The 23650-nt window shown below is 43.3% G+C and carries 17 protein-coding genes, 1 tRNA gene and 1 other RNA gene; 11 read left to right on the forward strand and 8 right to left on the reverse strand.

Going from position 1 to position 23650, the window contains the following annotated elements:
• The first annotated feature begins 15 nt into the window (after positions 1-15).
• A complete protein-coding gene (gene rne, locus BKK52_RS06250) occupies positions 16-2811 on the forward strand; it encodes a ribonuclease E (protein ID WP_077420273.1) in 2796 nt (931 codons plus the stop codon).
• A gap of 132 nt (positions 2812-2943) precedes the next feature.
• Positions 2944-3033: transfer RNA gene (locus BKK52_RS06255), tRNA-Ser, on the forward strand.
• Between the two features lie 220 nt (positions 3034-3253).
• Here the strand turns inward: BKK52_RS06255 and cmoB are convergent.
• Entirely contained in the window at positions 3254-4219 is a 966-nt protein-coding gene (gene cmoB, locus BKK52_RS06260) for a tRNA 5-methoxyuridine(34)/uridine 5-oxyacetic acid(34) synthase CmoB (protein WP_077420271.1), read from the reverse strand.
• Positions 4216-5730: a sodium/proline symporter PutP gene (gene putP / locus BKK52_RS06265; protein ID WP_077478271.1), complete on the reverse strand. Its 1515-nt coding sequence runs from the start codon at positions 5728-5730 to the stop codon at positions 4216-4218. The genes cmoB and putP overlap by 4 nt, the downstream gene beginning before the upstream one ends.
• Before the next feature lie 91 nt (positions 5731-5821).
• Here putP and rng point away from each other — a divergent pair, with 91 nt between their 5' ends.
• The gene (gene rng / locus BKK52_RS06270) at positions 5822-7297 is read left to right on the forward strand and encodes a ribonuclease G (RefSeq protein ID WP_077420267.1); all 1476 of its coding nucleotides are present in this window, start codon (positions 5822-5824) and stop codon (positions 7295-7297) included.
• A gap of 165 nt (positions 7298-7462) precedes the next feature.
• Here rng and clpB read toward each other — a convergent pair whose 3' ends face one another.
• The 4 genes from clpB to BKK52_RS06290 form a co-directional block, all read right to left on the reverse strand.
• Positions 7463-10033, reverse strand: coding sequence for an ATP-dependent chaperone ClpB (gene clpB, locus BKK52_RS06275; RefSeq protein WP_077420265.1), 2571 nt, complete (start codon positions 10031-10033; stop codon positions 7463-7465).
• Between the two features lie 138 nt (positions 10034-10171).
• On the reverse strand, positions 10172-10738 hold the full coding sequence (locus tag BKK52_RS06280; protein ID WP_077420330.1) for a 5-formyltetrahydrofolate cyclo-ligase: 567 nt from the start codon (positions 10736-10738) through the stop codon (positions 10172-10174).
• Between the two features lie 14 nt (positions 10739-10752).
• Positions 10753-10959: non-coding RNA, 6S RNA (gene ssrS / locus BKK52_RS06285), on the reverse strand.
• A 77-nt stretch (positions 10960-11036) separates the two neighbouring features.
• Positions 11037-11333, reverse strand: coding sequence for a cell division protein ZapA (locus BKK52_RS06290; RefSeq protein WP_077416471.1), 297 nt, complete (start codon positions 11331-11333; stop codon positions 11037-11039).
• 158 nt (positions 11334-11491) lie between these two features.
• On the opposite strand from BKK52_RS06290, the gene polA reads away from it, so the two are divergent.
• Both polA and BKK52_RS06300 read left to right on the forward strand, forming a co-directional pair.
• Complete coding sequence (gene polA / locus BKK52_RS06295) at positions 11492-14290, forward strand: DNA polymerase I (protein ID WP_077478272.1); 2799 nt, start codon at positions 11492-11494, stop codon at positions 14288-14290.
• Between the two features lie 34 nt (positions 14291-14324).
• Positions 14325-15629, forward strand: a complete 1305-nt coding sequence (locus tag BKK52_RS06300; protein ID WP_077473652.1) for an L-cysteine desulfidase family protein — start codon at positions 14325-14327, stop codon at positions 15627-15629.
• Positions 15630-15749: 120 nt separating this feature from the next.
• Here the strand turns inward: BKK52_RS06300 and bcp are convergent, their stop codons facing one another.
• Positions 15750-16217: a thioredoxin-dependent thiol peroxidase gene (gene bcp, locus BKK52_RS06305; protein WP_077420259.1), complete on the reverse strand. Its 468-nt coding sequence runs from the start codon at positions 16215-16217 to the stop codon at positions 15750-15752.
• A 104-nt stretch (positions 16218-16321) separates the two neighbouring features.
• Between bcp and dapA the strand changes: the two genes are divergently transcribed.
• The 3 genes from dapA to BKK52_RS06320 all read left to right on the forward strand — a co-directional run bounded on the left by dapA (position 16322) and on the right by BKK52_RS06320 (position 19066).
• Positions 16322-17218, forward strand: coding sequence for a 4-hydroxy-tetrahydrodipicolinate synthase (gene dapA / locus BKK52_RS06310; protein WP_077473653.1), 897 nt, complete (start codon positions 16322-16324; stop codon positions 17216-17218).
• Positions 17219-17403: 185 nt separating this feature from the next.
• Positions 17404-18408 (forward strand): outer membrane protein assembly factor BamC, encoded by a 1005-nt coding sequence (gene bamC / locus BKK52_RS06315; RefSeq protein WP_077473654.1) that lies wholly within the window; start codon positions 17404-17406, stop codon positions 18406-18408.
• A 292-nt stretch (positions 18409-18700) separates the two neighbouring features.
• A complete protein-coding gene (locus tag BKK52_RS06320; RefSeq protein ID WP_077420253.1) occupies positions 18701-19066 on the forward strand; it encodes a hypothetical protein in 366 nt (121 codons plus the stop codon).
• On the opposite strand, the gene BKK52_RS06325 is transcribed toward BKK52_RS06320, so the two are convergent.
• Positions 19053-19961 carry a LysR family transcriptional regulator gene (locus BKK52_RS06325; RefSeq protein WP_077420251.1) on the reverse strand — a complete coding sequence of 303 codons (909 nt, stop codon included), beginning with the start codon at positions 19959-19961 and terminating at the stop codon, positions 19053-19055. The two genes, BKK52_RS06320 and BKK52_RS06325, sit on opposite strands and share 14 nt — an antisense overlap.
• Before the next feature lie 192 nt (positions 19962-20153).
• On the opposite strand from BKK52_RS06325, the gene BKK52_RS06330 reads away from it, so the two are divergent.
• From BKK52_RS06330 to pyrG, 3 genes are all read left to right on the forward strand, one after another.
• The gene (locus BKK52_RS06330) at positions 20154-21290 is read left to right on the forward strand and encodes an alpha/beta hydrolase (protein ID WP_077420249.1); all 1137 of its coding nucleotides are present in this window, start codon (positions 20154-20156) and stop codon (positions 21288-21290) included.
• 113 nt (positions 21291-21403) lie between these two features.
• Positions 21404-21748 (forward strand): cyclophilin-like fold protein, encoded by a 345-nt coding sequence (locus BKK52_RS06335; protein ID WP_077420247.1) that lies wholly within the window; start codon positions 21404-21406, stop codon positions 21746-21748.
• Positions 21749-21997: 249 nt separating this feature from the next.
• Positions 21998-23632 carry a glutamine hydrolyzing CTP synthase gene (gene pyrG / locus BKK52_RS06340; protein ID WP_077478274.1) on the forward strand — a complete coding sequence of 545 codons (1635 nt, stop codon included), beginning with the start codon at positions 21998-22000 and terminating at the stop codon, positions 23630-23632.
• Positions 23633-23650 lie beyond the last annotated feature (18 nt).

The raw sequence follows: 23650 nt of genomic DNA on the forward strand, positions 1-23650 counted from the left end.
GAAAGAGAATTGACAATGAAAAGAATGTTAATTAATGCAACGCAAAAAGAAGAGTTGCGCGTGGCACTTGTCGATGGACAGCGCCTTTTTGATTTGGACATTGAAAGTCCGGGTCATGAACAGAAAAAAGCGAATATTTACAAGGGAAAAATTACCCGTGTGGAACCTAGCCTTGAGGCGGCATTCGTTGATTATGGTGCAGAACGCCACGGTTTTTTACCGTTAAAAGAAATTGCACGAGAATATTTTCCGGCCGATTATGTTTTCCAAGGCCGCCCGAATATTCGTGATATTTTAAGCGAAGGACAAGAAATTATTGTTCAAGTGAATAAGGAAGAACGTGGGAACAAAGGTGCTGCGCTTACCACATTCGTTTCTCTTGCCGGCAGCTATTTGGTGATTATGCCAAACAATCCTCGTGCTGGGGGAATTTCCCGTCGTATTGAAGGGGATGAACGCACCGAATTAAAAGAGGCATTAAGTGCTTTAGACGTGCCGGAAGGCGTAGGGTTAATTGTACGGACTGCTGGTGTGGGTAAATCACCGGAAGAATTACAATGGGATTTAAAAGTATTATTACACCACTGGGAGGCGATTAAACAAGCTTCGCAAAGTCGCCCGGCCCCTTTCTTAATTCACCAAGAAAGTGATGTGATTGTTCGTGCGATTCGTGATTATTTACGTCGCGATATCGGCGAAATTCTCATTGATAGCCCGAAAATTTTTGAAAAGGCAAAAGCTCACATCAAATTGGTTCGTCCGGATTTCATCAATAGAGTGAAACTTTATCAAGGTGAAGTACCGCTTTTCAGCCATTATCAGATAGAATCCCAAATTGAATCCGCATTCCAACGTGAAGTGCGTTTACCGTCCGGCGGTTCTATTGTGATTGATGTCACAGAAGCCCTCACGGCGATTGATATTAACTCCGCCCGCTCAACCCGTGGCGGCGATATTGAAGAAACCGCACTGAATACCAATTTAGAAGCCGCAGATGAAATCGCCCGTCAATTACGTTTGCGTGATTTAGGGGGATTGGTTGTCATCGACTTTATTGATATGACCCCGGTTCGCCACCAACGAGAAGTGGAAAACCGTATTCGTGATGCCGTACGTCAAGATCGGGCTCGTATTCAAATTAGCCGAATTTCACGTTTCGGTTTATTGGAAATGTCCCGTCAGCGTTTAAGTCCCTCATTAGGGGAATCCTCCCATCATATTTGCCCTCGTTGCCAAGGCACAGGGAAAGTGCGTGATAACGAATCGCTCTCTTTGTCTATTTTGCGTTTGATCGAAGAAGAAGCGTTGAAAGAGAATACCAAACAGGTTCACACCATTGTGCCGGTGCAAATTGCATCTTATCTTTTAAATGAAAAACGTAAAGCGATCAGTAACATTGAAAAACGCCATGATGTTGATGTTATTGTGGTGCCGAATGAAGCAATGGAAACACCGCATTTCAGTGTATTCCGTATGCGTGATGGCGAGGAGCTGAATGAATTAAGCTATAATTTAGCGAAAATTCATTGTGCACAAGATGAAACAGGGGATGAAACTTCAGTTTCTCGAAGTGTGGAAGCGATGGCGGTGCAGGAACAGGCTGCCGTAGAAAGCGCAGCAGTATCACTTTCTATTTCGGAAGCAGCACCAACGCCATTAGAACGTAAATCCAATGAACCGTCATGGTTGGCAAAAATTATTGCTAAAATTAAAGCTTTGTTTGCTTCCGAGCCGGTAGTGGAAGAAAAAAGTAAAAATCGCCATAACCGTAATAGTCGCAACCCACGCCGTTCAACAGATCGTCCGCGTAGTACGCGCCGTGCGAAGGTGGAAAATCAGGAGGCGGAAAACTCAGAAGAAAATATTCGTTTAACGCGTGAACGTAATCAGCGCCGTTCCCGCCGTAATAACATTGCAGATGAAAATCTCAGCGAAAGTGCGGTTAGTTTTGCCGCTGTTTCTGACGACCATCAGGAACAGAAAATTGAGCAAATGCCGCCCCGCCGCCAACGTCGTGAGCTGAATAAGCGTGTGCGAATTGAGGAAAATACTCCAACGGCAGAAAATTCTGTAAAGGTGGAAAATTTTGAGGTAGTTGAGAAGGTTGAAACCTCTTCAATAACGGAAGAAAAACCGCCACGTCAGGAACGCCAAGAACGTCAACGTCGTATGCCACGCCATTTACGTGTGGCAAACAATCAACGCCGTCGCCGTCATGAGATGAAATCTCCAGTGCCGTTATTTGCTGCGGTCGTTTCACCGGAATTGGCAAGCGGTAAAGTATGGGTAGATTATTCAACAGTGAATGTATTGTCACCGAAAGAAAATCAATTCTTATCGGTGGACGAGTTGCTTGAGCAAGAGAAAACCAAAAAAGGATTTATTACACCGGCTACCGGTATTGTGGTTGAAAATACCGCTGTGGAAGTAAAACCTGCCTTGGATTTTATTACTCAACCGGCGAATGAATCGGTACAGAAAAAAGTACAGGAATCATTAGATCGTCTTAAAGCGGAAAACGCTCAAAGTGAGATTTCAGTTGATCCGATACAGGTTGAACATCCCGAGATAGAAAACACTAAGGAATTTATCCGCACTTATGAGTTTAACGGTCGTTTAGGAACCGTTTCTTCAGTTGCTCATACAAAGGCGGAAATGACACTTGCAAAAGCGAGTGAAGAAATGGGAAAACCTTTTCCGATTATTGAATGGATAGAGTCCCGTTATTACTTCTATGGGAAAGGTTCTGCAGGGCATCACAGTGCGATTAGCCATGTCTATTCCGAACCAACCCGGGCAAAGGTTGAATAAAAAGAAAAATTGGTGCAATAATGCACCAATTTTTTTATGGTTGAACTAAAATTAATCACTTGAATAAAATATTGTTTTTTTATTCTTGACGGAGATAGGTAAAAAACGTATTATTCACCTCGCTTAAATCACGGAGGAATGGTCGAGTGGTTGAAGGCACCGGTCTTGAAAACCGGCGAGGGTTTACGCCCTCCGTGAGTTCGAATCTCACTTCCTCCGCCATCAAATCTTTAGAAGTCGTAAGTTAATTTATTAATAGCTTACGGCTTTTTTATTTTCCAAAATTATTTCTATTATTCCATTTCATCTCTTAACTAAATTAATGAAATATTTTTTGTGCAAAATGCTGAGAAATTAATATTCTCTGATTTCAAGTGAAACTAAAAAGCCGACCCTGTATGTTATAGAGTCGGCATTAGTGTAGGCATTTGGTTTTGTGCTATTACTTATTTGCTAGGATCACTGCTCTTGTGGGGGCTTGGTAGCCTTCAATAGTTTTTTTGTGATCGTTGGGATCTAAAAAATCAATCAGGCTTTCGTTTTCCAACCAATCGGTTTTACGTTGTTCTTCTAGAGTTGTTGGCGCTACATCAACACAGCGGATATTGCGGAACCCTACTTTTTCAAGCCAGTTAATGAGTGCGGCAACGGAAGGGATAAAATAGACATTTTTCATTTTGGCATAGCGATCCGTTGGTACAAGAACAGTATTGGTATCGCCATCAACTACTAAAGTTTCTAGCACTAATTCCCCGTCTTTTTTTAATTGATTTTTGATTTGAGTGAGGTGATCGAGGGGGGATTTTCGATGGTATAGCACGCCCATGGAAAACACTGTATCAAAAGCGGCGAGCGGTTGCATTTGCTCAATGCCGAGAGGAATAAGATTTACACGACGATCATTATTGAGTAGTTTACGCACTGCTTCAAATTGGCAAAGGAATAATTCTGTTGGGTCGATACCCACTACCATTTTTGCGCCTTCACCCAGCATTCGCCACATATGATACCCACTACCGCAGCCTACATCTAAAATAGTGCGATCTTTCAGTGGTGCGAGGTGGGGGAGAACCCGATCCCATTTAAAATCGGAACGCCATTCACAGTCCACATGAATCCCAAAAAGGTGATAGGGGCCTTTTCGCCACGGCATAAGTTGTTTTAAATGGTGGATTATGCGTTGTTTTTCTCCTTCGGAGAGCGGGGAAGTGCGGTCAGATTTGACCGCATTTTTGAGATCGATACGCTCTGCCGTCAAATCAGGTAAAAAATCCACAATTTTTGACCATTTTGCATAATCACCGTGGGTTTGCTTTTCCCATTCTTTTAATTGAAGAGGAAGGGTTTCCAGCCAATCAGAAAGAGAACTTGTGGCGATTTGTTGATAAAAAGGGCGAAAATCAATCATTTTGCATCCTTATAAGCTTTTTCAGCTTGGTTGAAAGTATCTAAAATTGCTTGCTCCGGCTTATCTGAAAGCAAGGAAACGATAACGATGGTGAGGGCGGCAAAAGCAAAACCCGGGATCATTTCATAGACTTTAAACCAATCGCTTTCTGCAGGAATGAGGACTTTCCAACAAAAAACGGTGATCGCACCGACAAGCATTCCTGCCATTGCGCCCGAAGAAGTCATACGTTTCCAAAATAGCGAAAATAACACCACCGGACTAAATGCACTGCCAAATCCTGCCCATGCAAATTCTACCAGTTTTAATACTTTGCTGTTTTCATCCTGAGCAATCCAAATGGCAATAGCGGCAATCACCAATACCATGGCACGACCGATCCAAACTAACTCTTTTTCTGAGGCGTTTGGGCGAATAAAACCTTTGTAGAAATCTTCCGTAATGGAACTGGATGAAATCAATAATTGTGCGCTTAAGGTGCTCATCACGGCAGCTAAAATCGCAGAAAGTAAAATACCGGCAACCCAAGGATTAAATAATAATTTTGACAGTTCGATGAAAACTTGCTCAGGTTCATGATTCACGGTGCCGGCAATATCAGGATTAGCGAAGAAATAAGGAATCGCAAAGAATCCAATCCCAATTGCGCCGCCAAGGCAAAGGATCATCCATGTCATACTAATACGGCGTGCTTTAATTAGGGATTTCACAGAATATGCCGCCATAAAGCGAGCGAGAATGTGCGGCTGCCCAAAATAGCCCAACCCCCAAGCCGCAAGACTTAATAAGCCAAGCGGGGTCGTTGCGGTAAAGAGCGAGGTAAAATCTTTATTAGCAGTAATTTCAGCTTGGTGTAAAACATCAGAAAATTGTGAAATATCGCCAATACTGAATAACACGAAAACGGGGGTAAGAATTAAGGCAAAGATCATTAAGGTGGCTTGAATGGTATCTGTCCAACTCACTGCGAGGAAGCCGCCGATAAAGGTATAGGCAATGGTTGCAGCGGCACCAAACCAAAGTGCGGTTGAATATTCTACTGAAAATAGATTTTGGAAAAGTTTTGCACCGGCAACTACGCCTGATGCGCAATAAATTGTGAAGAATACTAAAATAATGGTGGCGGAGACCAGTTTTAAGAATTTATGGGAAGTGCCAAAACGATTGTGAAAATATTCAGGCAAGGTGAGTGCGTTATTATTAAATTCGGTATAAATACGCAATCTTCCTGAAACCAATAACCAGTTAAAATAAGCACCGAGAATTAAGCCAATAGCAATCCATCCCTCCACTAAACCCGATAAATATACCGCACCGGGCAGCCCCATTAATAACCAGCCTGACATATCGGATGCGCCGACAGACATAGCGGTGACAAAACTGCCTAACCTGCGACCGCCCAAAATATAATCGGATAAATTGTTTGTATAACGATAAGCCAAGATACCAATCAGGAGCATACCGAAAATATAGATTGTAAATGTGATTAGTGTCGGGTCAAAACCAAACATTAAAATAACCTCAAAACATATAGAAAATTTGAGAAAGGGCGCATTTTACCCTATTATGCAATCTCTTAAAACAAGATTCAGAGAAGACAGAATGGATGCCGTAGAATTATTGATGAACGTTACGCCCAACGAAACGCGTATTGCTTTGATGGAAATGGGAGTACTGAAAGAAGTCCATATAGAACGCCAAGCAAAGCGGGGTATTGTGGGAAATATTTATAAGGGAAGGGTGATGCGTGTGCTGCCCGGTATGCAATCTGCATTTGTCGATATTGGCTTGGAAAAGGCGGCATTTTTACATGCCTCAGATATTGTATCGCACACAGAATGTGTAGATGAAAACGAGCAAAAACAATTTAAAGTAAAAAGTATTTCAGAATTGGTTCGAGAGGGGCAGGATATTGTGGTACAAGTGGTGAAAGATCCTCTTGGCACAAAGGGTGCCCGTTTAACTACGGATATTACCTTACCTTCCCGTTATCTTGTATTTATGCCGGAAAACAGCCACGTGGGAGTGTCGCAACGTATTGAGAGTGAAGAAGAACGGGCTCGTCTCAAAGCTTTGGTGGAGCCGTTTTGTGATGATTTAGGCGGGTTTATTATTCGTACGGCGACAGAAGGTGCGATGGAAGAAGAGTTGCGACAAGATGCGGAATTTCTCAAACGCTTGTGGCGAAAAGTGTTAGAACGCAAAAGTAAATATCCTACCCGCTCGAAAATTTATGGCGAACCGGCTCTGCCGCAACGTATTTTACGGGATTTTATTGGGACGAGATTGGAAAAAATTCGTATTGATTCCAATCTTTGTTTTAATGAAGTGAAAGAATTTACCGATGAATTTATGCCCGAATTAAGCGATAAGCTGGTACTTTATTCGGGAAATCAACCGCTCTTTGATGTGTACGGCGTAGAAAATGCTATTCAACAAGCCTTGGATAAACGCGTGAATTTAAAATCGGGCGGTTATTTGATTATCGAACAAACGGAAGCCATGACCACCATTGATATTAATACCGGTGCTTTTGTAGGGCATCGCAATTTGGAAGAAACCATTTTTAATACCAATATTGAAGCGACCAAAGCTATCGCCCAACAACTTCAGCTTCGCAATCTTGGCGGCATCATTATTATTGATTTTATTGATATGTATTTGGAAGAACACCGCCAGCGTGTATTGGAATCCTTGCAAGATGCCCTCGCCGGTGATCGGGTCAAAACCAATGTGAATGGTTTTACCCAGCTTGGTTTAGTGGAAATGACACGCAAGCGAACCCGTGAAAGCCTTGAACATATTCTTTGTGACGAATGCCCGGTATGTCGAGGTCGTGGTCATATAAAAACGGTGGAAACCGTCTGCTATGAAATTATGCGTGAGATTATCCGTGTTTATCATTTATTCAGTAGCGAACAATTTTTGGTTTATGCTTCTCCGGCTGTAGCGGAATATTTGATTAACGAAGAATCTCACGGGCTTCTCCCCGAAGTGGAAATGTTTATTGGTAAACGTGTCCAAGTGAAAACAGAACCTTTTTATAACCAAGAACAATTTGATGTGGTGGTGATGTAATAAATCGGTATGTAGCAAATGCAAAAAAGGAAAAATGTAGGGACACAGTGCGTGTGTCCCTACAAATAAACTCAAAATAAAGTTTTGTGCAACTGCTACATAATACCGGAATAAATGAAAAGTGCGGTCAATTTTGACCGCACTTTTGGTATCTAGAATGTGGAATTATTGTCTTGCGACCACCTGGTCATCAAGGTAATCCACCGTCACCACAAGACCCGGCAACAATTTCCCGGAAAGAATTTGTTGTGCCAACGAATTTTCGATCTCTTGCTGAATTGCCCGTTTTAACGGACGTGCGCCATAAACCGGGTCATAGCCCACTTCACCAATGAAATCAATAAGCGCTTCGCTAAACACAATCTCGTAACCTCGGGTTTCCATACGTTTTGCCAAGCGTTCCAATTGGATACTTGCAATAGCACGGATATTTTCTTTTGCAAGTGGGTGGAACACCACGGTTTCATCTATACGGTTGATAAATTCAGGACGGAAATGTTGTCCGACCACCGACATCACCCGATTTTTCATTTCCTCATAGCTTTCGCCTTGATGTTCTTGAATTAAATGAGAACCCAAGTTAGAGGTCATAATCACCACGGTATTACGGAAATCAACCGTTCTGCCTTGTCCATCAGTTAAACGCCCATCATCCAACACTTGTAGCAAGATATTGAATACATCTGCATGGGCTTTTTCCACTTCATCGAGCAAAATCACAGAATAGGGACGGCGGCGTACGGCCTCGGTTAAATAACCGCCTTCCTCATACCCCACATAACCCGGAGGGGCCCCCACTAAACGGGATACACTGTGTTTTTCCATAAATTCCGACATATCAATGCGCACCATGGCATCATCACTATCGAATAGGAATTTGGCTAAGGTTTTGCACAATTCCGTTTTCCCCACCCCTGTTGGCCCAAGGAATAAGAAAGAACCTATCGGACGGTTTGGATCAGATAAGCCTGCACGGCTACGGCGAATCGCATTCGCTACCGCATCTACCGCTTCGTTTTGGCCAATCACACGTTTGTGTAATTCCTCTTCCATCCGCAGCAGTTTTTCCTTTTCCCCTTCCATCATTTTGGATACCGGAATACCGGTGGCTTTGGAAAGCACTTCGGCAATTTCTTCATCGGTTACTCGATAACGCAATAAGCTCATTTCTTTGCCTTCAGTGGTTTCAGCTTGTGCCAGTTGTTTTTCCAATTCAGGAATACGCCCATATTGGAGCTCTGACATTTTGCTTAAATCACCTGCACGGCGGGCTTGCTCCATTTCCGTTTTTGCCGCATCTAGTTCTTGTTTAATGTGTTGTGAACCGGATAGGGTGGCTTTTTCCGATTTCCATACTTCTTCTAACTCTGCATATTCACGCTCTTTATCAGCCAGTTCTTTTTCTAAGGTTTCTAAACGTTTACGGCTGGCATCGTCTTCTTCTTTTTTCAATGCCTGCTGTTCCAATTTCAATTGGATAATTCGGCGCTCAAGACGATCAAGCGGTTCCGGTTTGGAATCAATTTCCATACGAATACTGGAAGCAGCCTCATCAATTAAATCAATGGCTTTATCCGGTAACTGACGATCGGAAATATAACGATGTGAAAGGGTTGCCGCTGCCACAATGGCCGGATCGGTAATCTCCACATGGTGATGAATTTCATAGCGTTCTTTCAAACCACGCAAAATGGCAATGGTGTCTTCCACACTCGGCTCGTCCACAAACACTTTTTGGAAACGGCGTTCAAGTGCCGCATCTTTTTCAATATATTGACGATATTCATCAAGCGTGGTCGCCCCCACACAGTGCAATTCTCCCCGAGCCAGGCTTGGCTTTAACAAGTTACCGGCATCCATTGCACCATCGGTTTTACCAGCCCCCACCATAGTGTGAATTTCATCAATAAATAAAATGACCCGCCCTTCTTCTTTTGCCAATTCATTCAGCACAGCTTTCAAGCGTTCCTCAAACTCACCACGGTATTTTGCCCCGGCAATTAATGCACCCATATCTAAGGAAAGCACCCGTTTATTCTTCAGTCCTTCCGGCACTTCGCCGTTCACAATACGCTGGGCTAATCCTTCAACAATGGCGGTTTTACCCACCCCCGGCTCACCAATTAAAACCGGGTTATTTTTAGTTCGGCGTTGTAATACCTGAATGGTTCGACGGATTTCTTCATCACGCCCAATCACCGGATCCAATTTGCCGCTTTCTGCCCGTTGAGTTAAATCAATGGTATATTTTTCAAGGGCTTGTCGGCTTTCTTCTGCATTTTGATCGTTCACGTTTTGTCCTCCACGAATTTGTTGAATTGCCTGCTCAATTTGTGCTTTTTTTGCACCACTGCGGGTTAATACATCCTTTAATGTGCCACGTTCTTCGAGTGCAGCAAGCAAAAACAATTCGCTTGAAATAAATTTATCTTGTCGTTGTTGTGCGAGTTTGTCGCATAAATTCAATAAGTTAAGGAGTTGGCGGGAAATTTGCACATCGCCGCCATTGCCTGAAACCAGTGGCAATTTATTTAATTCTTGGTTTAATTCATTTCGCAATAGCGCCACATTGACACCACTTGCGGTTAGAATCGGCGCAACTGAGCCATCTTGTTGGTTTAAAAGGGCGGTCAATAAATGCACCGGTTCGATAAATTGATTATCCTTGCCAAGCGCAAGAGATTGCGCTTCACTCAAGGCTTGTTGGAATTTTGTGGTAAATTTTTCTATATTCATTGGTCTGTTTTCCTTCTTCATTAATCGTCAATTGGCTTTCGCCGTTCACACAGGGTAAGTAAGATCGTTTGAGATGATTTCAAGGGGAAAGTGGAAATATTTTTAGTTTTACCTATCAATTTAAAACTAACGATAGCTTTAGCCAACTAAAATATCGAAAAGCGGCACATCCCAATGTTCAATAGGCAGTGCCTCCACTTGCTGGCAGGCATGTGCCAAACCAATAGGAAGAAAGGATTTTTGTTGCCAATTTTGCAAGGTGCGATCATAAAAACCCCCGCCCATACCGAGGCGATTACCTTGTTTATCAAAAGCAACCAAGGGGCTAAAAAGCATATCCAACGCATTGATTGGCAATACATTTTGTACATTTAATTTGGGTTCCCAAATTCCAAAATGATTTTGCACCATCGGCGTGTCGGGCAAATATCGCAGAAAAAGTAAATGATTTTTGGCAAATGGATGTAAAACGGGCAAAAACACCTTTTTATCTTGTTGCCATAGGGCTTTTATTAACGCTTGGGTTGAAATTTCACCATCAAAGGCGAGATATAACCCAATATGTTTTGCCTGATGCAACGCAATCATATCCAATGCCTGAGAAGTAATGCGTTGCTCTGCCTGCTGTTGCTGAAGTGCGGTCAAATTCGCACGAGTTTTTCGAATTTGACGACGAATTTGTTGACGTTGTTGATGAATATTCATAGAAATGGAAGAAGAAAGGACCCAGAGTGCCGTTGTAGGCGGTAGTCCTTGAACCCGACGGTTCAAGGAAATCGATAAGGTCATTTTCAGGTTTCTTAATTCCTTTATTCTCCAAAGGAACAATAAAGGCAAAGCCTACACACCAATGACGGGAAACCGATTTATAAGATTTTAAGTATCGGCTCAGGGACATAACCCACTGACGAACACTCCAGGAAATCTTTATGTGGCTTATACTAGCGGAAAGCCCGCCTTTTTGCCAGCCTTAATTTTTAAAAATTGCGATCTTGTTCACAAATTATTCTCTTGTTGTTCGGATACTCCCCAAAGAATGATCCAATTGCTGAATTCGGGTTTTCAGCACCTCTTCAATTTGCGCATTTTTATTTTTTTCTTGCGTGAGTTCAAAACTTAAATTTAACGCCACAATGGAAAGCACACGATCAAGCTGAATTAAACCGGTTTTTTCTTTCATTTCGGAAACCAAGCCATCTAAATGGCGTGCTGCTTGACGTAATGCCTCTTCTTGCTCCTGTGGCACATTTAAACGTAATACTTGCCCTAATACAACAATTTCAACCAGTTTTAACGACATTGTATTTCCTTTATTCACAGTTTTTTTAATGAGCAATATTATGCCATAGGCAAGTTTTTTCGTCATATATTTTACTCGCCTCTTACCCGCTATTTGTTCGCCCCTTTCTGAATTTACGCTATAATGCCTGCCACTTTATTCTAATAAACGAGATTTTTATGGCACAGATCGCAGCAAATCCCCTTGTCTTAGTGGACGGGTCTTCTTATTTATATCGTGCATTTCACGCCTTTCCTCCCTTTACTAATTCAGCCGGTGAGCCCACCGGTGCCATGTATGGCGTATTAAATATGCTGAAAAGCCTGATTTCACAAGTACAACCAAGCCACATTGCGGTCGTGTTTGATGCCAAAGGCAAAACTTTCCGAGATGAATTGTTTGAACAATATAAATCGCATCGTCCGCCAATGCCGGATGATCTCAGGAAACAAATCCAACCGCTGCATGATATGATTCGAGCCCTTGGTATTCCGCTTCTCGTTGTCGAAGGGGTGGAAGCCGATGATGTCATCGGTACCCTCGCGGTGCAAGCCTCCCGGACGGGTAAAAAAGTGCTGATTAGTACGGGGGATAAAGATATGGCACAGTTGGTTGATGAGAATATTATGCTTATCAATACCATGAACAATACCTTATTGGATCGTGAAGGTGTCATCGAAAAATACGGTATTCCGCCGGAACTCATTATTGATTACCTAGCGCTGATGGGCGACAGTTCCGATAACATTCCCGGTGTTGCCGGTGTCGGTGAGAAAACAGCCCTTGGGCTGTTACAAGGGTTAGGGAGTATGGCTGAAATTTATGCCCATCTCGACAAAGTAGCAGAATTACCGATTCGTGGAGCCAAAAAACTTGGGGATAAATTACTGGCAGAAAAGCAAAATGCAGATTTGTCTTACACCCTTGCCACCATTAAAACTGATGTCGCATTGGATATCACTCCTGATGAATTATTACTCGGTGAAAGTGATAATGACCGTCTGATTGAATATTTCGGGCGCTATGAATTTAAACGCTGGCTGAGTGAAGTAATTAATGGCTCAGATTCTATCACTCAAGCAACCGAACAGGCAGTCAAAATCAATCCTTATCAGGCGACACCGACGGTTTCCACAGACACGGCAGTTGAAAATTTACCGAAAATTCACATTGATCGCAGCCAATATGAAACCCTTCTAACAGAAGCGGATTTAGCCCGTTGGATTGAGAAATTATCAAACGCCAGTTTATTCGCCCTCGATACCGAAACCGATAGCCTTAATTATATGGCAGCGAACCTCGTCGGGCTTTCTTTCGCCCTAGAAAATGGCGAAGCGGCTTACCTTCCGTTGCAATTGGATTATCTCGGTGCACCAAAAACACTGGAAAAAACCACCGCACTTTCCGCCCTCAAACCGATTCTCGAAAATGCCGCCATCAAAAAAGTGGGACAAAATATCAAATATGATCTCACCATTTTGGCTCGCAACGGTGTTGAAGTGCGGGGTGTGGCATTCGATACGATGTTGGAATCCTATGTGTTAGACAGCACCGGGCGCCACAATATGGACGATCTCGCCAAACGCTATTTGGGGCATCAAACCATCAGTTTTGAAGAGATTGCGGGAAAAGGCAAAAATCAACTGACCTTTAATCAAATCCCCTTGGAACAAGCCGCAGAATATGCTGCTGAGGATGCGGATGTGACAATGAAACTCCAACAGGTTTTGGGAGAAAAATTAAAAAATCAGCCAAGTTTGACCGCACTTTTTGAACACATTGAACTCCCCCTACTCAGTGTACTTTCCCGTATGGAACGAACCGGGGTGTTAATTGATAGCGATGCGCTTTTTATCCAATCCAATGAAATCACCGCCAGATTAACTGAGCTGGAAACGCGGGCCTATGAACTCGCCGGGCAAACTTTCAATCTCGCCTCCACCAAACAGTTGCAAGAAATTTTGTTTGATAAATTAGGCTTACCGGTTCTACAAAAAAACCCAAAAGGCGCGCCATCTACCAACGAGGAAGTGCTGGAAGAATTGGCTTACAGCCATGAATTACCCAAAGTTTTAGTGGAACATCGAGGCTTGAGCAAATTAAAATCCACCTATACGGATAAATTACCCCAAATGGTGGACCCAAACACCGGACGGCTGCATACCTCTTACCACCAAGCGGTCACCGCCACCGGTCGGTTATCTTCCAGCGATCCAAACTTACAAAACATTCCGATCCGTAATGAGGAAGGTCGCCGTATTCGCCAAGCGTTTATTGCCCGTGAGGGGTATTCCGTGGTCGCCGCCGACTATTCCCAAATCGAATTGCGTATTATGGCGCATTTATCTCAGGATCAAGGGTTGATTAACGCTTTTGCGCAGGGTAAAGATATCCACCGCTCCACTGCCGCAGAAATTTTCGGTGTGCCTTTAGATGAAGTAACAAGCGAACAACGGCGCAATGCAAAAGCCATTAACTTTGGTTTGATTTATGGGATGTCCGCTTTCGGACTTTCCCGTCAGCTTGGTATTCCTCGGGGCGATGCGCAAAAATATATGGATTTGTATTTCCAACGTTATCCGGGGGTACAAACCTTTATGCAGGATATCCGAGAAAAAGCCAAAGCACAGGGGTATGTGGAAACCCTATTCGGTCGCCGCTTATATTTACCGGATATTAACTCTAGCAACGCCATGCGCCGCAAAGGGGCAGAACGGGTGGCTATCAATGCGCCAATGCAAGGTACGGCTGCCGATATTATCAAACGGGCTATGATTAAACTTGATGAGCTTGTTCGCCACGATTCTGACATTGAGATGATTATGCAAGTTCATGATGAATTGGTGTTTGAAGTGCGCTCGGAAAAAGTCGAATTTTTTAGCCACCTCATTAAACAAAATATGGAAAGCGCCGCTGAATTGGTCGTCCCACTCATTGTCGATGTGGGCGTAGGGAAAAATTGGGACGAAGCCCATTAGTATTAACATATTTATAACGCCATGTTGAAAGATGATGAACCAAGCAAGATTACAGCAAATTGAAGCCCCCTTACTGCATATTGTCGAACGTGATGTCGTGCCTGCCTTAGGTTGCACCGAGCCGATTTCTCTCGCCCTTGCTTGTGCGACGGCAGCAAAATACTTAGGCAAAACACCAAACCGTATCAACGCTAAAGTTTCCCCCAATTTGATGAAAAACGGCTTAGGTGTCGCCGTCCCCGGCACGGGGATGGTAGGCTTGCCGATTGCAGCCGCAATTGGTGCATTAGGCGGTGATCCTGACGGGGGCTTGGAAGTCTTAAAACCGATCACAAAAGAGCAAGTTTTGGCAGCAAAAGCTATGCTTGAGCAAAAACGGGTGAGTGTCGATATTCACCCGACAGAGCATATTCTCTATTCTGAAGCCGTGCTTTTTGCAGAAAATGATTGGGTAAAAGTGCTCATTGAAGATCAACATACCAATGTAATATTGATTGAGCACAATGGTGAAATTCTCTTTGAAAAAACGGAAAGTGAATCGGCTGATGCCAATCCCTATGAGATCTTCACACAAATCACGGCTCGTGAAATTTTTGAATTTTCCTGTGACGTGGCCTTAGATAAAATTCGCTTTATCGGGCAAGCGGCTGAACTTAATCGTGCCCTTTCCAACGAAGGATTAAGGGAAGATTACGGCTTACATATTGGGCGAACCTTACGCAAACAGGTAGGAAGCGGTTTAATTTCAGATGATTTACTCAGCAAAATTATGATCGAAACCACCGCCGCCTCCGATGCCCGCATGGGTGGTGCCACCTTGCCTGCCATGAGCAATTCCGGCTCGGGAAACCAAGGGATTACCGCCACCATGCCGGTTGTTGTGGTGGCCGATTATTTGAACGTCGATGAAGAAAAACGCCTGCGAGCCTTATTTTTATCCCATTTAATGGCGATTTATATTCACAGTAAACTGCCAAAATTATCCGCACTTTGCGCGGTCACCACCGCCTCAATGGGAAGCTGTGCCGGTATTGCTTATTTGCTGACGGGCAAATTTGAAACCGCCAGCATGGGCATTTGCAGTATGATTGGGGATATTAGCGGTATCATTTGTGATGGTGCGGCAAACAGTTGCGCAATGAAAGTGTCCACCAGCGTGGCATCGGGTTATAAAGCGGTGCTTATGGCAATGGATGAAACCCATGTCACTGGCAATGAAGGCATTGTTGAACACGATCTCGACCGCACCATCGATAACCTCTGTGCCATCGCCTCAAAAAGCATGCCACATATTGATCGCCAAGTAATTGAAATTATGGTGAATAAGCCTTGTCCTTAATCTTCTTTTAAGTAAAAAGAGCGGTCGGTTTTTGGGGAAATTTTCAGTATTCTGTAGGGATGCCAGCGTAGCGTCCCTATATTTTCACTTTTGTATAATACCTACATAATTTCGGAAATGTTAAAGAGATTGAAGATAATCTAAAACTACCTGATGATGCTCACCGGTTTTAAATTTGCGGAACACTTGTTGAATTTTGCCCTGTTCATCAATTAAAAAACTGATGCGGTGAATGCCGTCGTAGGTTTTCCCCATAAATTTTTTCTCACCCCACACGCCGAATTGCTCCGCCACCAAGTGATCTTCGTCGGCAAGCAAAAGGAAATTAAGATCTTTTTTCTCGGTGAATTGTGCCAGTTTTTTTGGCGAATCGGGGCTGATGCCTAAAATTACTACACCTAATTTTTCCAGCTCGTTTTTCGCATCACGCAAGCCGCAAGCCTGTGTGGTGCAACCCGGTGTGAGGGCTTTGGGGTAAAAATAAATCAGCACTTTTTTGCCTTTAAATTGTTCAAGGGAAATCAAGCGTTCCTTTTGATCTTTTAATGTAAACAGTGGCGCGGCTTCACCGATCTCTAATGTTTTCATAGAAAAATCCTCAAAATAAAAAAATGATTTGCAAATTGCCCCTATTTTAGCGATCCTAACGAATATTTTTCAAATAATTAATCATCATTGATGACGGAGGTTTTATGTCCACACAAAACGCCCTATTTTACGGTAGTATTGTTGCGTTAGTTACGCCGATGGATAACCACGGTGAAATTGATTTTGAAACACTGGAAAAATTAGTGGAATTTCATATTAATGCCGGGACGAATGCCATTGTTTCGGTCGGCACGACAGGTGAATCCGCAACACTCAGTATTGAAGAAAATGTGAAGGTCATTGAAAAGACCGTAGAATTGGCGAAAGGGCGCATTCCCGTCATTGCAGGAACCGGTGCCAATGCCACCAGCGAGGCTATTATGATGACCAAATTATTACGCGATAGCGGTGTGGCGGGTTGCCTTTCTGTGGTGCCTTATTACAACAAACCGACCCAAGAGGGGATGTACCAACATTTCAAAGCTATTGCGGAATGTACCGATTTGCCGCAAATTCTTTACAATGTGCCGGGGCGTACCGGTAGTGATATGAAACCGGAAACCGTTGCCCGTTTGGCTCAAATTGAAAATATCGTGGGCATTAAAGAAGCCACCGGTGAAGTGGAAAGGGTAACGGAAATCAAAAAATTAGCCGGTAAGGATTTCATCGTGTTAAGCGGTGATGATGCCACTGGATTGGATGCCATGAAGCTCGGTGCGGAAGGGGTGATCTCCGTCACCAACAATTTGGCGGCGAAGGATATGGCGGAAATGTGCCGTTTGGCGCGTGACGGCGAATTTGCCAAAGCCGAAGAAATCAACCAACGCTTAATGGCATTACATCGTGATTTATTTGTGGAATCCAACCCGATTCCGGTGAAATGGGCAGCGTACCGTTTAGGTTTGATTAAAACACCATTCCTGCGTCTGCCGCTCACCATACTTAGTGAAAACGCACAGGCGAAAGTGGAAGCCGCATTAAAAACTGCGACCTTGCTTTAAGCGATAATACCGATGGGGTTGATTTTTCAACCCCAAACTTTTTGAAAAATTGGCTGTCGGATTTTGTCGTCAAAGTGCGGTTACAAAGAACAACGTTTTTTAAATATTGGCTTTGCTAACGCTCCCGATGGGGATAAACAAACGAATTTGTGAATAATTTTTTTATTTATTTAAAAGGATCTATGATGAAAAAAATATTCTTAGGATTGGTGGCATCGGGTCTATTATCAGCCTGTTCGACCGACCCTGAAACCTTACAACAAGCAAATGACACTTATCAAAAATCGGAAATTTCCCTTCCTAACTTCACCCCTTTAGCAAATGGTGGGGTTAATTTACCGACACAAGATGCTACCTATGAATTGCCAAAAATTAACATCCAAAAAGGTGCGACCGTTGATATTCGTCCGCCTTCAACTCCGTTGGCGATCATTAAAAACTCGCTCACGCAATTTGATGGCGAACGTTCCTTGATTGTTTACCCCGATGATCAAGCCTCGCTTTATAATCTGCAACAAGTTCAACGCTTGTTAAAAGAGGAAAACATTGATTCCACAATCAACGGGGAAATCTTAACCACGGATTGGCACAACACCGGGCGCTCGGATGATAAAGCCAACACTGAAATTCAATATCAGGTGGAACAGGTTTCTGCGCGGGATGCCGGCGCCTTGGCGGTTTCCGTTAAACAAATGCGTCGTGACGGGATTATTTTCACCCCAAGCGTGGCGGAAAAACAACGCTACACTTCAACCCGTTTAAACCGTTTTGTGACGGATTTAACCAACGCCTATAATGCGCAACAGCAGGCCCTCAGCTATGCTGTGGTCGGACCGTTTCAATCGGGCTTAATTACCGATGGGAATGGAAGAACTGCATTGGGGATGGATGCCGGCTTTGTGCAAGCTTGGGAAAAGTTGGGCTCCGTATTGCCAAAAATAGGATTTGAGATTAAATCGGAAACTGCCGGTCGGGGACAACGGGAATTAAAATATTCACCATTGGATAAAGAAGATTGGCTCCGTTTAGGGGTGAACGAGCCGGAACTTGAAAAGGGAACTTACTTTATGCAAATTTCTGCCATCGGTAAACAAAGTTCGCTTGTGATTACCGATGAAAAGAACAAAGCATTAAACGGCGAATCCGCCCAAGCGGTTTATCAAGCCCTCGGTGCGTTACTTGGTAAATAAAGTAAAGCCAAACAAAAAAGTGCGGTTGATTTTCTCGGTATTATGTAGCAAATGCACAAAACCATTATTTCAACGAAACATAGGGACACACTGCGGGTGTCCTTTATAAAATTAAATAATTTCAATATGCTACAAGCGGACACACGTAGTGTGTCCCTACCAATAAACCTCAAATAGAGTTTGTTCAACGGCGACATAATGCCGGATTTTTTCCCGGAATTTCAACCGCACTTTGATCTACTCCCCAAATTTGCGCAATCATAAATTAACTTAAACATTGAGGGCAATCGCTATGTGGTTCGCAGGCATCTTTCTTGGCATTTTGACCGGTTTGGGATTCATCGCATTGGCAGTGGGCTACTTACTCGGCTTTTACTGTTTGATGAGGATTGTCTATTCCATTGCCGCTAGATTTATCAGAAATCCCGATAACCGTCTCGTTTTTCTCGCTTTTGTCGTAATTCCCTTATTTATACTTTATGACGGAACTGTGCGGCATCGCGATCCCTTGTATCTCTACCACACAGGAAAAGCGTTGCGGGAACAAGAGAAAAAATCGCAGCCTATAACGCCCCAAACATTAAATGAACTCCATCAATCCGATCATGATGGGGGAGATATTTTGCACAAGACAGAAAAAGAAGTTAATTATCCTTAAAAAAATCCTTCAAAATCTTTTCCAACAGCTCAAAGACTTTTAATACCCGTTTTGGTGTGATTGTTTCATAGGGCCGGTATAAAAAAAGTTGCCATTTTTGAATTTCCAGCTCACTGAAAAGTTGGCGTAGTTCACCCGTTTTCAAATAAGGTTTGGCAATAAAATCGCTTATTAAACCGACCGCACTTCCTTGCAATACCGCTTGCAAACCACTATAAATATCCGTACTTTGAAAGCAAATATGGTGCGGTTTGAGTTCCCTTTGTTGATTTAACGGAAAATGCCAGGCACGCCCTGTCGCCGGATTAATTTGAGCAACAAAAGGAAAGCGTTGCTCTAACTCTTCCAAGGATTTCGGCTCACCCAATCGTGCCAATAGGGCTGGTGAAGCCACTAATACATCACCGATTTCAGTGATATTTCGCACAATAAAATTCGGGTCGGGTTCTAATCCAATGCGCAATCCAATATCAATGCGGTGATTGACGGAATCCAGCTTCAGCATATCGTCCCGCCAATCAATAATCAGGTCGGGATAAGGCGAAAGGGCGGTTAATAATTTCGCTAAAATTTTATCGTTAATCCGCCAGCTTGGTACAGTAACACGCACTATGCCGCTCATTTCTTTTTCTGTGCGTTGCTTGCCCGGTACGAACAGGCGCTCACTGTCTGCCAATAATCGTTGGGCTTGTGGCAAAAACTGCTCACCAAAATCCGTTAAATGAACCTGCCTTGTATTGCGTTGAAATAACGGCTCGCCCAAATAATCTTCTAACTCCGCAATCAATCGGGTGACCACCGGCGGCGATACTGCCAAACGGTTGGCGGTTTCTTTAAACTGTAACGTTTCGGCAAGGGAACAAAACACTTTTAAGGTTTCAAAACGGTTATTCATTGATTATTCCATTTTTAGAAATTATGAAATTCATTTTTACAAATTAACCTGAAATAGTCCACCTATTATAATGCCCTCCACAAACAAGAGAGACACAAAAAGAAAAAAATGCTTGCGGACGAATTGTTTTTTTTTTGTACAATCTCGCCGCGAAAATTTCGCATTTTTTAATTATTAATGAGGAAGCAAAATATGAAAAAAACATTTTTCAAAAAGACCGCACTTATCGTTACTTTAGGCTCAGCATTATTAGGAGGCAACGCCATGGCAACTTTACCGCAAAACGCAACGGCAATTGAAATTCCGGCACAACAGATTCAATTAACCCAAGAATGGGATAAAGTTTTCCCGAAATCAGACAAAGTTGAACATCGCAAGGTCACTTTTAAAAACCGCTATGGTATAACATTAGTGGGTGATTTATATGTACCAAAAGATGCTAAAGGCAAACTCCCCGCTATTGCGGTGAGCGGTCCGTTCGGTGCGGTGAAAGAACAGTCTTCAGGATTATATGCACAACATCTCGCAGAACGTGGTTTTGTCACCCTTGCCTTTGATGGTTCATATACCGGTGAAAGCGCAGGTTTGCCTCGTAATATGGCAAGCCCTGAAATTAATACCGAAGATTTTAGTGCGGCGGTCGATTTTTTAGGCTTACAAGATTTTGTTAACCCTGACGAAATCGGGATTTTAGGGATCTGTGGTTGGGGTGGCTTTGCCCTTAATGCCGCAATCGTAGATACACGAGTGAAAGCGGTAGCTGTGAGTACGATGTATGATATGACCCGTATTATGGCAAACGGCTATGAAATCAAATTGGATCCGAAAGGACAATATGACCGAGTGCCGGGATTGGATGCCAAAGGGCGTGACAAAATGAAACAATCCCTCAACGCACAACGTTGGGTTGATACCAAAAACGGGACATTTGCTTTAACCCCGAAAGACAATCACTTACCACCGCAAGAAAAATTGACGGATGATACCCCATTATTTGTGAAAGAATATTCCAACTACTACAAAACCGAACGTGGTTATCACCCTCGTTCCATCAATTCAACCAGCGGTTGGACACAAACTGCGCCACTTGCTTTCATCAATATGCCGATTTTACAACGTGCAGCAGAATTGAAAACCCCGGCATTAGTGGTTCACGGTGAAAAAGCCCACTCCCGCTATTTTGGCGAAGAGGTGTTTAAATCACTTGGCAGCAAAAATAAAGAGTTATATATCGTGCCAAACGCCAACCACACAGATTTATACGACGACGTGGCAAACAAAATCCCTTACGATAAATTTGAAGCCTTCTTTAAAGCAAATTTAAAATAATCACTCATACAAAGACCGCTCAAAAGAGCGGTCATTTTTTTAGAGAGATTTGCAAAATGAGAATGTTAGCCCCACTTTTTCTTAGTTTAATCAGTCTATGCACGGGAGCAGAAATGAAAGTAAAAGTAACCCTTGATAGCGGTGTTTATTTCGCCACATTAGCCGATAATCCCACTGCTCAAAGTTTTTGGCAAAAATTACCCATTGAAGCCACATTGGAAAATTATGGGCACAACGAAAAAATTGTTTATTTGCAGGATAAACTCAGCATCGAAAATGCCCCTTCAGCTTACACCGGCAAGAAGGGGGATATTACCTATTATGCCCCTTGGGGAAATATCGCGATGTTTACCGATAAAGGTCCGCACGCAAGCGGTTTAATTTATATGGGAAAATTTGACGGCGATTTGACAGCCCTTTCCCGTGCAACGATGATTAAATTTGAGCGGGAGGAATGATTGGTATTTTATAAATGAATGATCGCCTTAGCATTTCCTGCTAAAGTGCGGTTGGTTTTTTGCTGGTTTTTGGGTTTGTTCTTGCGGTCATTCCGCACTTTTGCCCGTTGAGTTAGAGCGATAAATCGGGTACACTACCGTCCCGTCTTTGATAGCTAATCCTCTTCAATTTTCCACTGCACTTTTGTGAAATGGCTCGAAAGATGATTAGCTATAATCATTTCTTATCCCAACAAAAATAGGTTTCCTATGGCTACAAATTATATTTTCGTCACAGGCGGTGTGGTTTCATCGCTCGGTAAAGGTATTGCAGCGGCATCATTGGCGGCAATTTTAGAAGCACGCGGTTTAAATGTTACGATTATGAAACTTGATCCCTATATCAATGTGGATCCGGGGACGATGAGTCCGACTCAACACGGTGAAGTGTTTGTAACACAAGACGGTGCGGAAACCGATTTGGATTTAGGTCATTATGAGCGTTTCATTCGTACAAAAATGACGAAACGGAATAATTTCACCACCGGTAAAATTTATTCGGAAGTATTGCGCAAAGAACGCCGTGGTGATTACCTTGGTGCAACCATTCAAGTGATTCCGCATATTACTAATGAGATTAAAGATCGTGTGATTGCCGGGGCGCAAGGCCATGATGTGGTGATCGTGGAAGTGGGCGGAACCGTAGGGGATATTGAGTCTTTACCGTTCTTGGAGGCCCTGCGTCAGCTTGCGGTACAAGTGGGGCGTGAACATACGCTATTTATGCATTTAACGCTTGTGCCTTACATTCCAACAGCCGGTGAAGTTAAAACCAAGCCAACCCAACATTCGGTTAAGGAATTACTTTCCATTGGTATTCAGCCTGATGTGTTGATTTGTCGTTCTGATAGAATGATTCCGCCAAATGAACGGGCGAAAATTGCACTGTTTTGTAATGTGCCGGAACGTGCGGTGATTTCATTAAAAGATGTGAACTCTATCTATCAAATTCCGGCATTATTGAAATCGCAAGGCTTGGATGAGTTTGTTTGTGATCGTTTCCGCTTAAATTGCCAAGAGGCGGATCTTTCCGAATGGGAACAAGTGCTTTATAAACAAGCTAATCCGGTGGGGGAAGTGACCATTGGTATGGTGGGCAAATATACGGAATTGCCAGATGCCTATAAATCGGTCAATGAGGCATTAAAACACGCCGGATTAACTAACCGCTTAGCGGTGAATATCAAATATATTGATTCGCAAGATGTGGAAACCAAAGGGGTAGAGGTGCTTCAAGGGGTAGATGGGATCCTTGTACCGGGTGGTTTTGGTTATCGTGGTGTGGAAGGAAAAATTCGTACCGCACAATATGCCCGTGAGAACAATGTGCCTTATTTGGGGATTTGTTTAGGGATGCAAACAGCGTTAATTGAATATGCCCGCAATGTGGCAGGGTTAACTCAAGCCAATTCTTCCGAGTTTGACCGTCATTGCGAACAGCCGGTAGTGGCACTCATTACGGAATGGCAAGATGCTGATGGTAATACGGAAGTCCGTTCCGATCAATCTGATCTGGGTGGCACTATGCGTTTGGGGGCGCAGCAATGTCATTTGGTCGAGGGAAGCCGTGCACGCGAGTTATATGGCGCTGAAACCATTGAAGAGCGTCATCGTCACCGCTATGAAGTGAATAATGTTTTACTGCCACAAATTGAAAAAGCGGGATTGAAAGTCACGGGTTTATCTGCGGATAAAAAATTAGTGGAAATCATTGAAGTGCCAAATCATCCTTGGTTTGTCGCCTGTCAATTCCACCCGGAATTTACCTCAACACCGCGTGATGGACATCCGCTCTTTGCAGGCTTTGTGAAAGCGGCTTATGATAATCATAAAAAATCGGTCTAGTCCGAATTTATTGCATTA

It is taken from the genome of Rodentibacter trehalosifermentans (genome assembly GCF_002000545.1).
GTDB classification, from domain to species: domain Bacteria; phylum Pseudomonadota; class Gammaproteobacteria; order Enterobacterales; family Pasteurellaceae; genus Rodentibacter; species Rodentibacter trehalosifermentans.

What these genes read in the sequence shown, in the direction of transcription:
- rne (WP_077420273.1), top strand. Translation starts at nt 16, where the DNA reads ATGAAAAGAATGTTAATTAATGCAACGCAAAAAGAAGAGTTGCGCGTG.
- BKK52_RS06280 (WP_077420330.1), bottom strand. Translation starts at nt 10,738, where the DNA reads ATGAATATTCATCAACAACGTCAACAAATTCGTCGTCAAATTCGAAAA.
- BKK52_RS06320 (WP_077420253.1), top strand. Translation starts at nt 18,701, where the DNA reads ATGTGGTTCGCAGGCATCTTTCTTGGCATTTTGACCGGTTTGGGATTC.
- clpB (WP_077420265.1), bottom strand. Translation starts at nt 10,033, where the DNA reads ATGAATATAGAAAAATTTACCACAAAATTCCAACAAGCCTTGAGTGAA.
- BKK52_RS06290 (WP_077416471.1), bottom strand. Translation starts at nt 11,333, where the DNA reads ATGTCGTTAAAACTGGTTGAAATTGTTGTATTAGGGCAAGTATTACGT.
- polA (WP_077478272.1), top strand. Translation starts at nt 11,492, where the DNA reads ATGGCACAGATCGCAGCAAATCCCCTTGTCTTAGTGGACGGGTCTTCT.
- cmoB (WP_077420271.1), bottom strand. Translation starts at nt 4,219, where the DNA reads ATGATTGATTTTCGCCCTTTTTATCAACAAATCGCCACAAGTTCTCTT.
- bamC (WP_077473654.1), top strand. Translation starts at nt 17,404, where the DNA reads ATGAAAAAAATATTCTTAGGATTGGTGGCATCGGGTCTATTATCAGCC.
- pyrG (WP_077478274.1), top strand. Translation starts at nt 21,998, where the DNA reads ATGGCTACAAATTATATTTTCGTCACAGGCGGTGTGGTTTCATCGCTC.
- BKK52_RS06300 (WP_077473652.1), top strand. Translation starts at nt 14,325, where the DNA reads ATGAACCAAGCAAGATTACAGCAAATTGAAGCCCCCTTACTGCATATT.
- putP (WP_077478271.1), bottom strand. Translation starts at nt 5,730, where the DNA reads ATGTTTGGTTTTGACCCGACACTAATCACATTTACAATCTATATTTTC.
- BKK52_RS06330 (WP_077420249.1), top strand. Translation starts at nt 20,154, where the DNA reads ATGAAAAAAACATTTTTCAAAAAGACCGCACTTATCGTTACTTTAGGC.
- bcp (WP_077420259.1), bottom strand. Translation starts at nt 16,217, where the DNA reads ATGAAAACATTAGAGATCGGTGAAGCCGCGCCACTGTTTACATTAAAA.
- BKK52_RS06335 (WP_077420247.1), top strand. Translation starts at nt 21,404, where the DNA reads ATGAAAGTAAAAGTAACCCTTGATAGCGGTGTTTATTTCGCCACATTA.
- BKK52_RS06325 (WP_077420251.1), bottom strand. Translation starts at nt 19,961, where the DNA reads ATGAATAACCGTTTTGAAACCTTAAAAGTGTTTTGTTCCCTTGCCGAA.
- rng (WP_077420267.1), top strand. Translation starts at nt 5,822, where the DNA reads ATGGATGCCGTAGAATTATTGATGAACGTTACGCCCAACGAAACGCGT.
- dapA (WP_077473653.1), top strand. Translation starts at nt 16,322, where the DNA reads ATGTCCACACAAAACGCCCTATTTTACGGTAGTATTGTTGCGTTAGTT.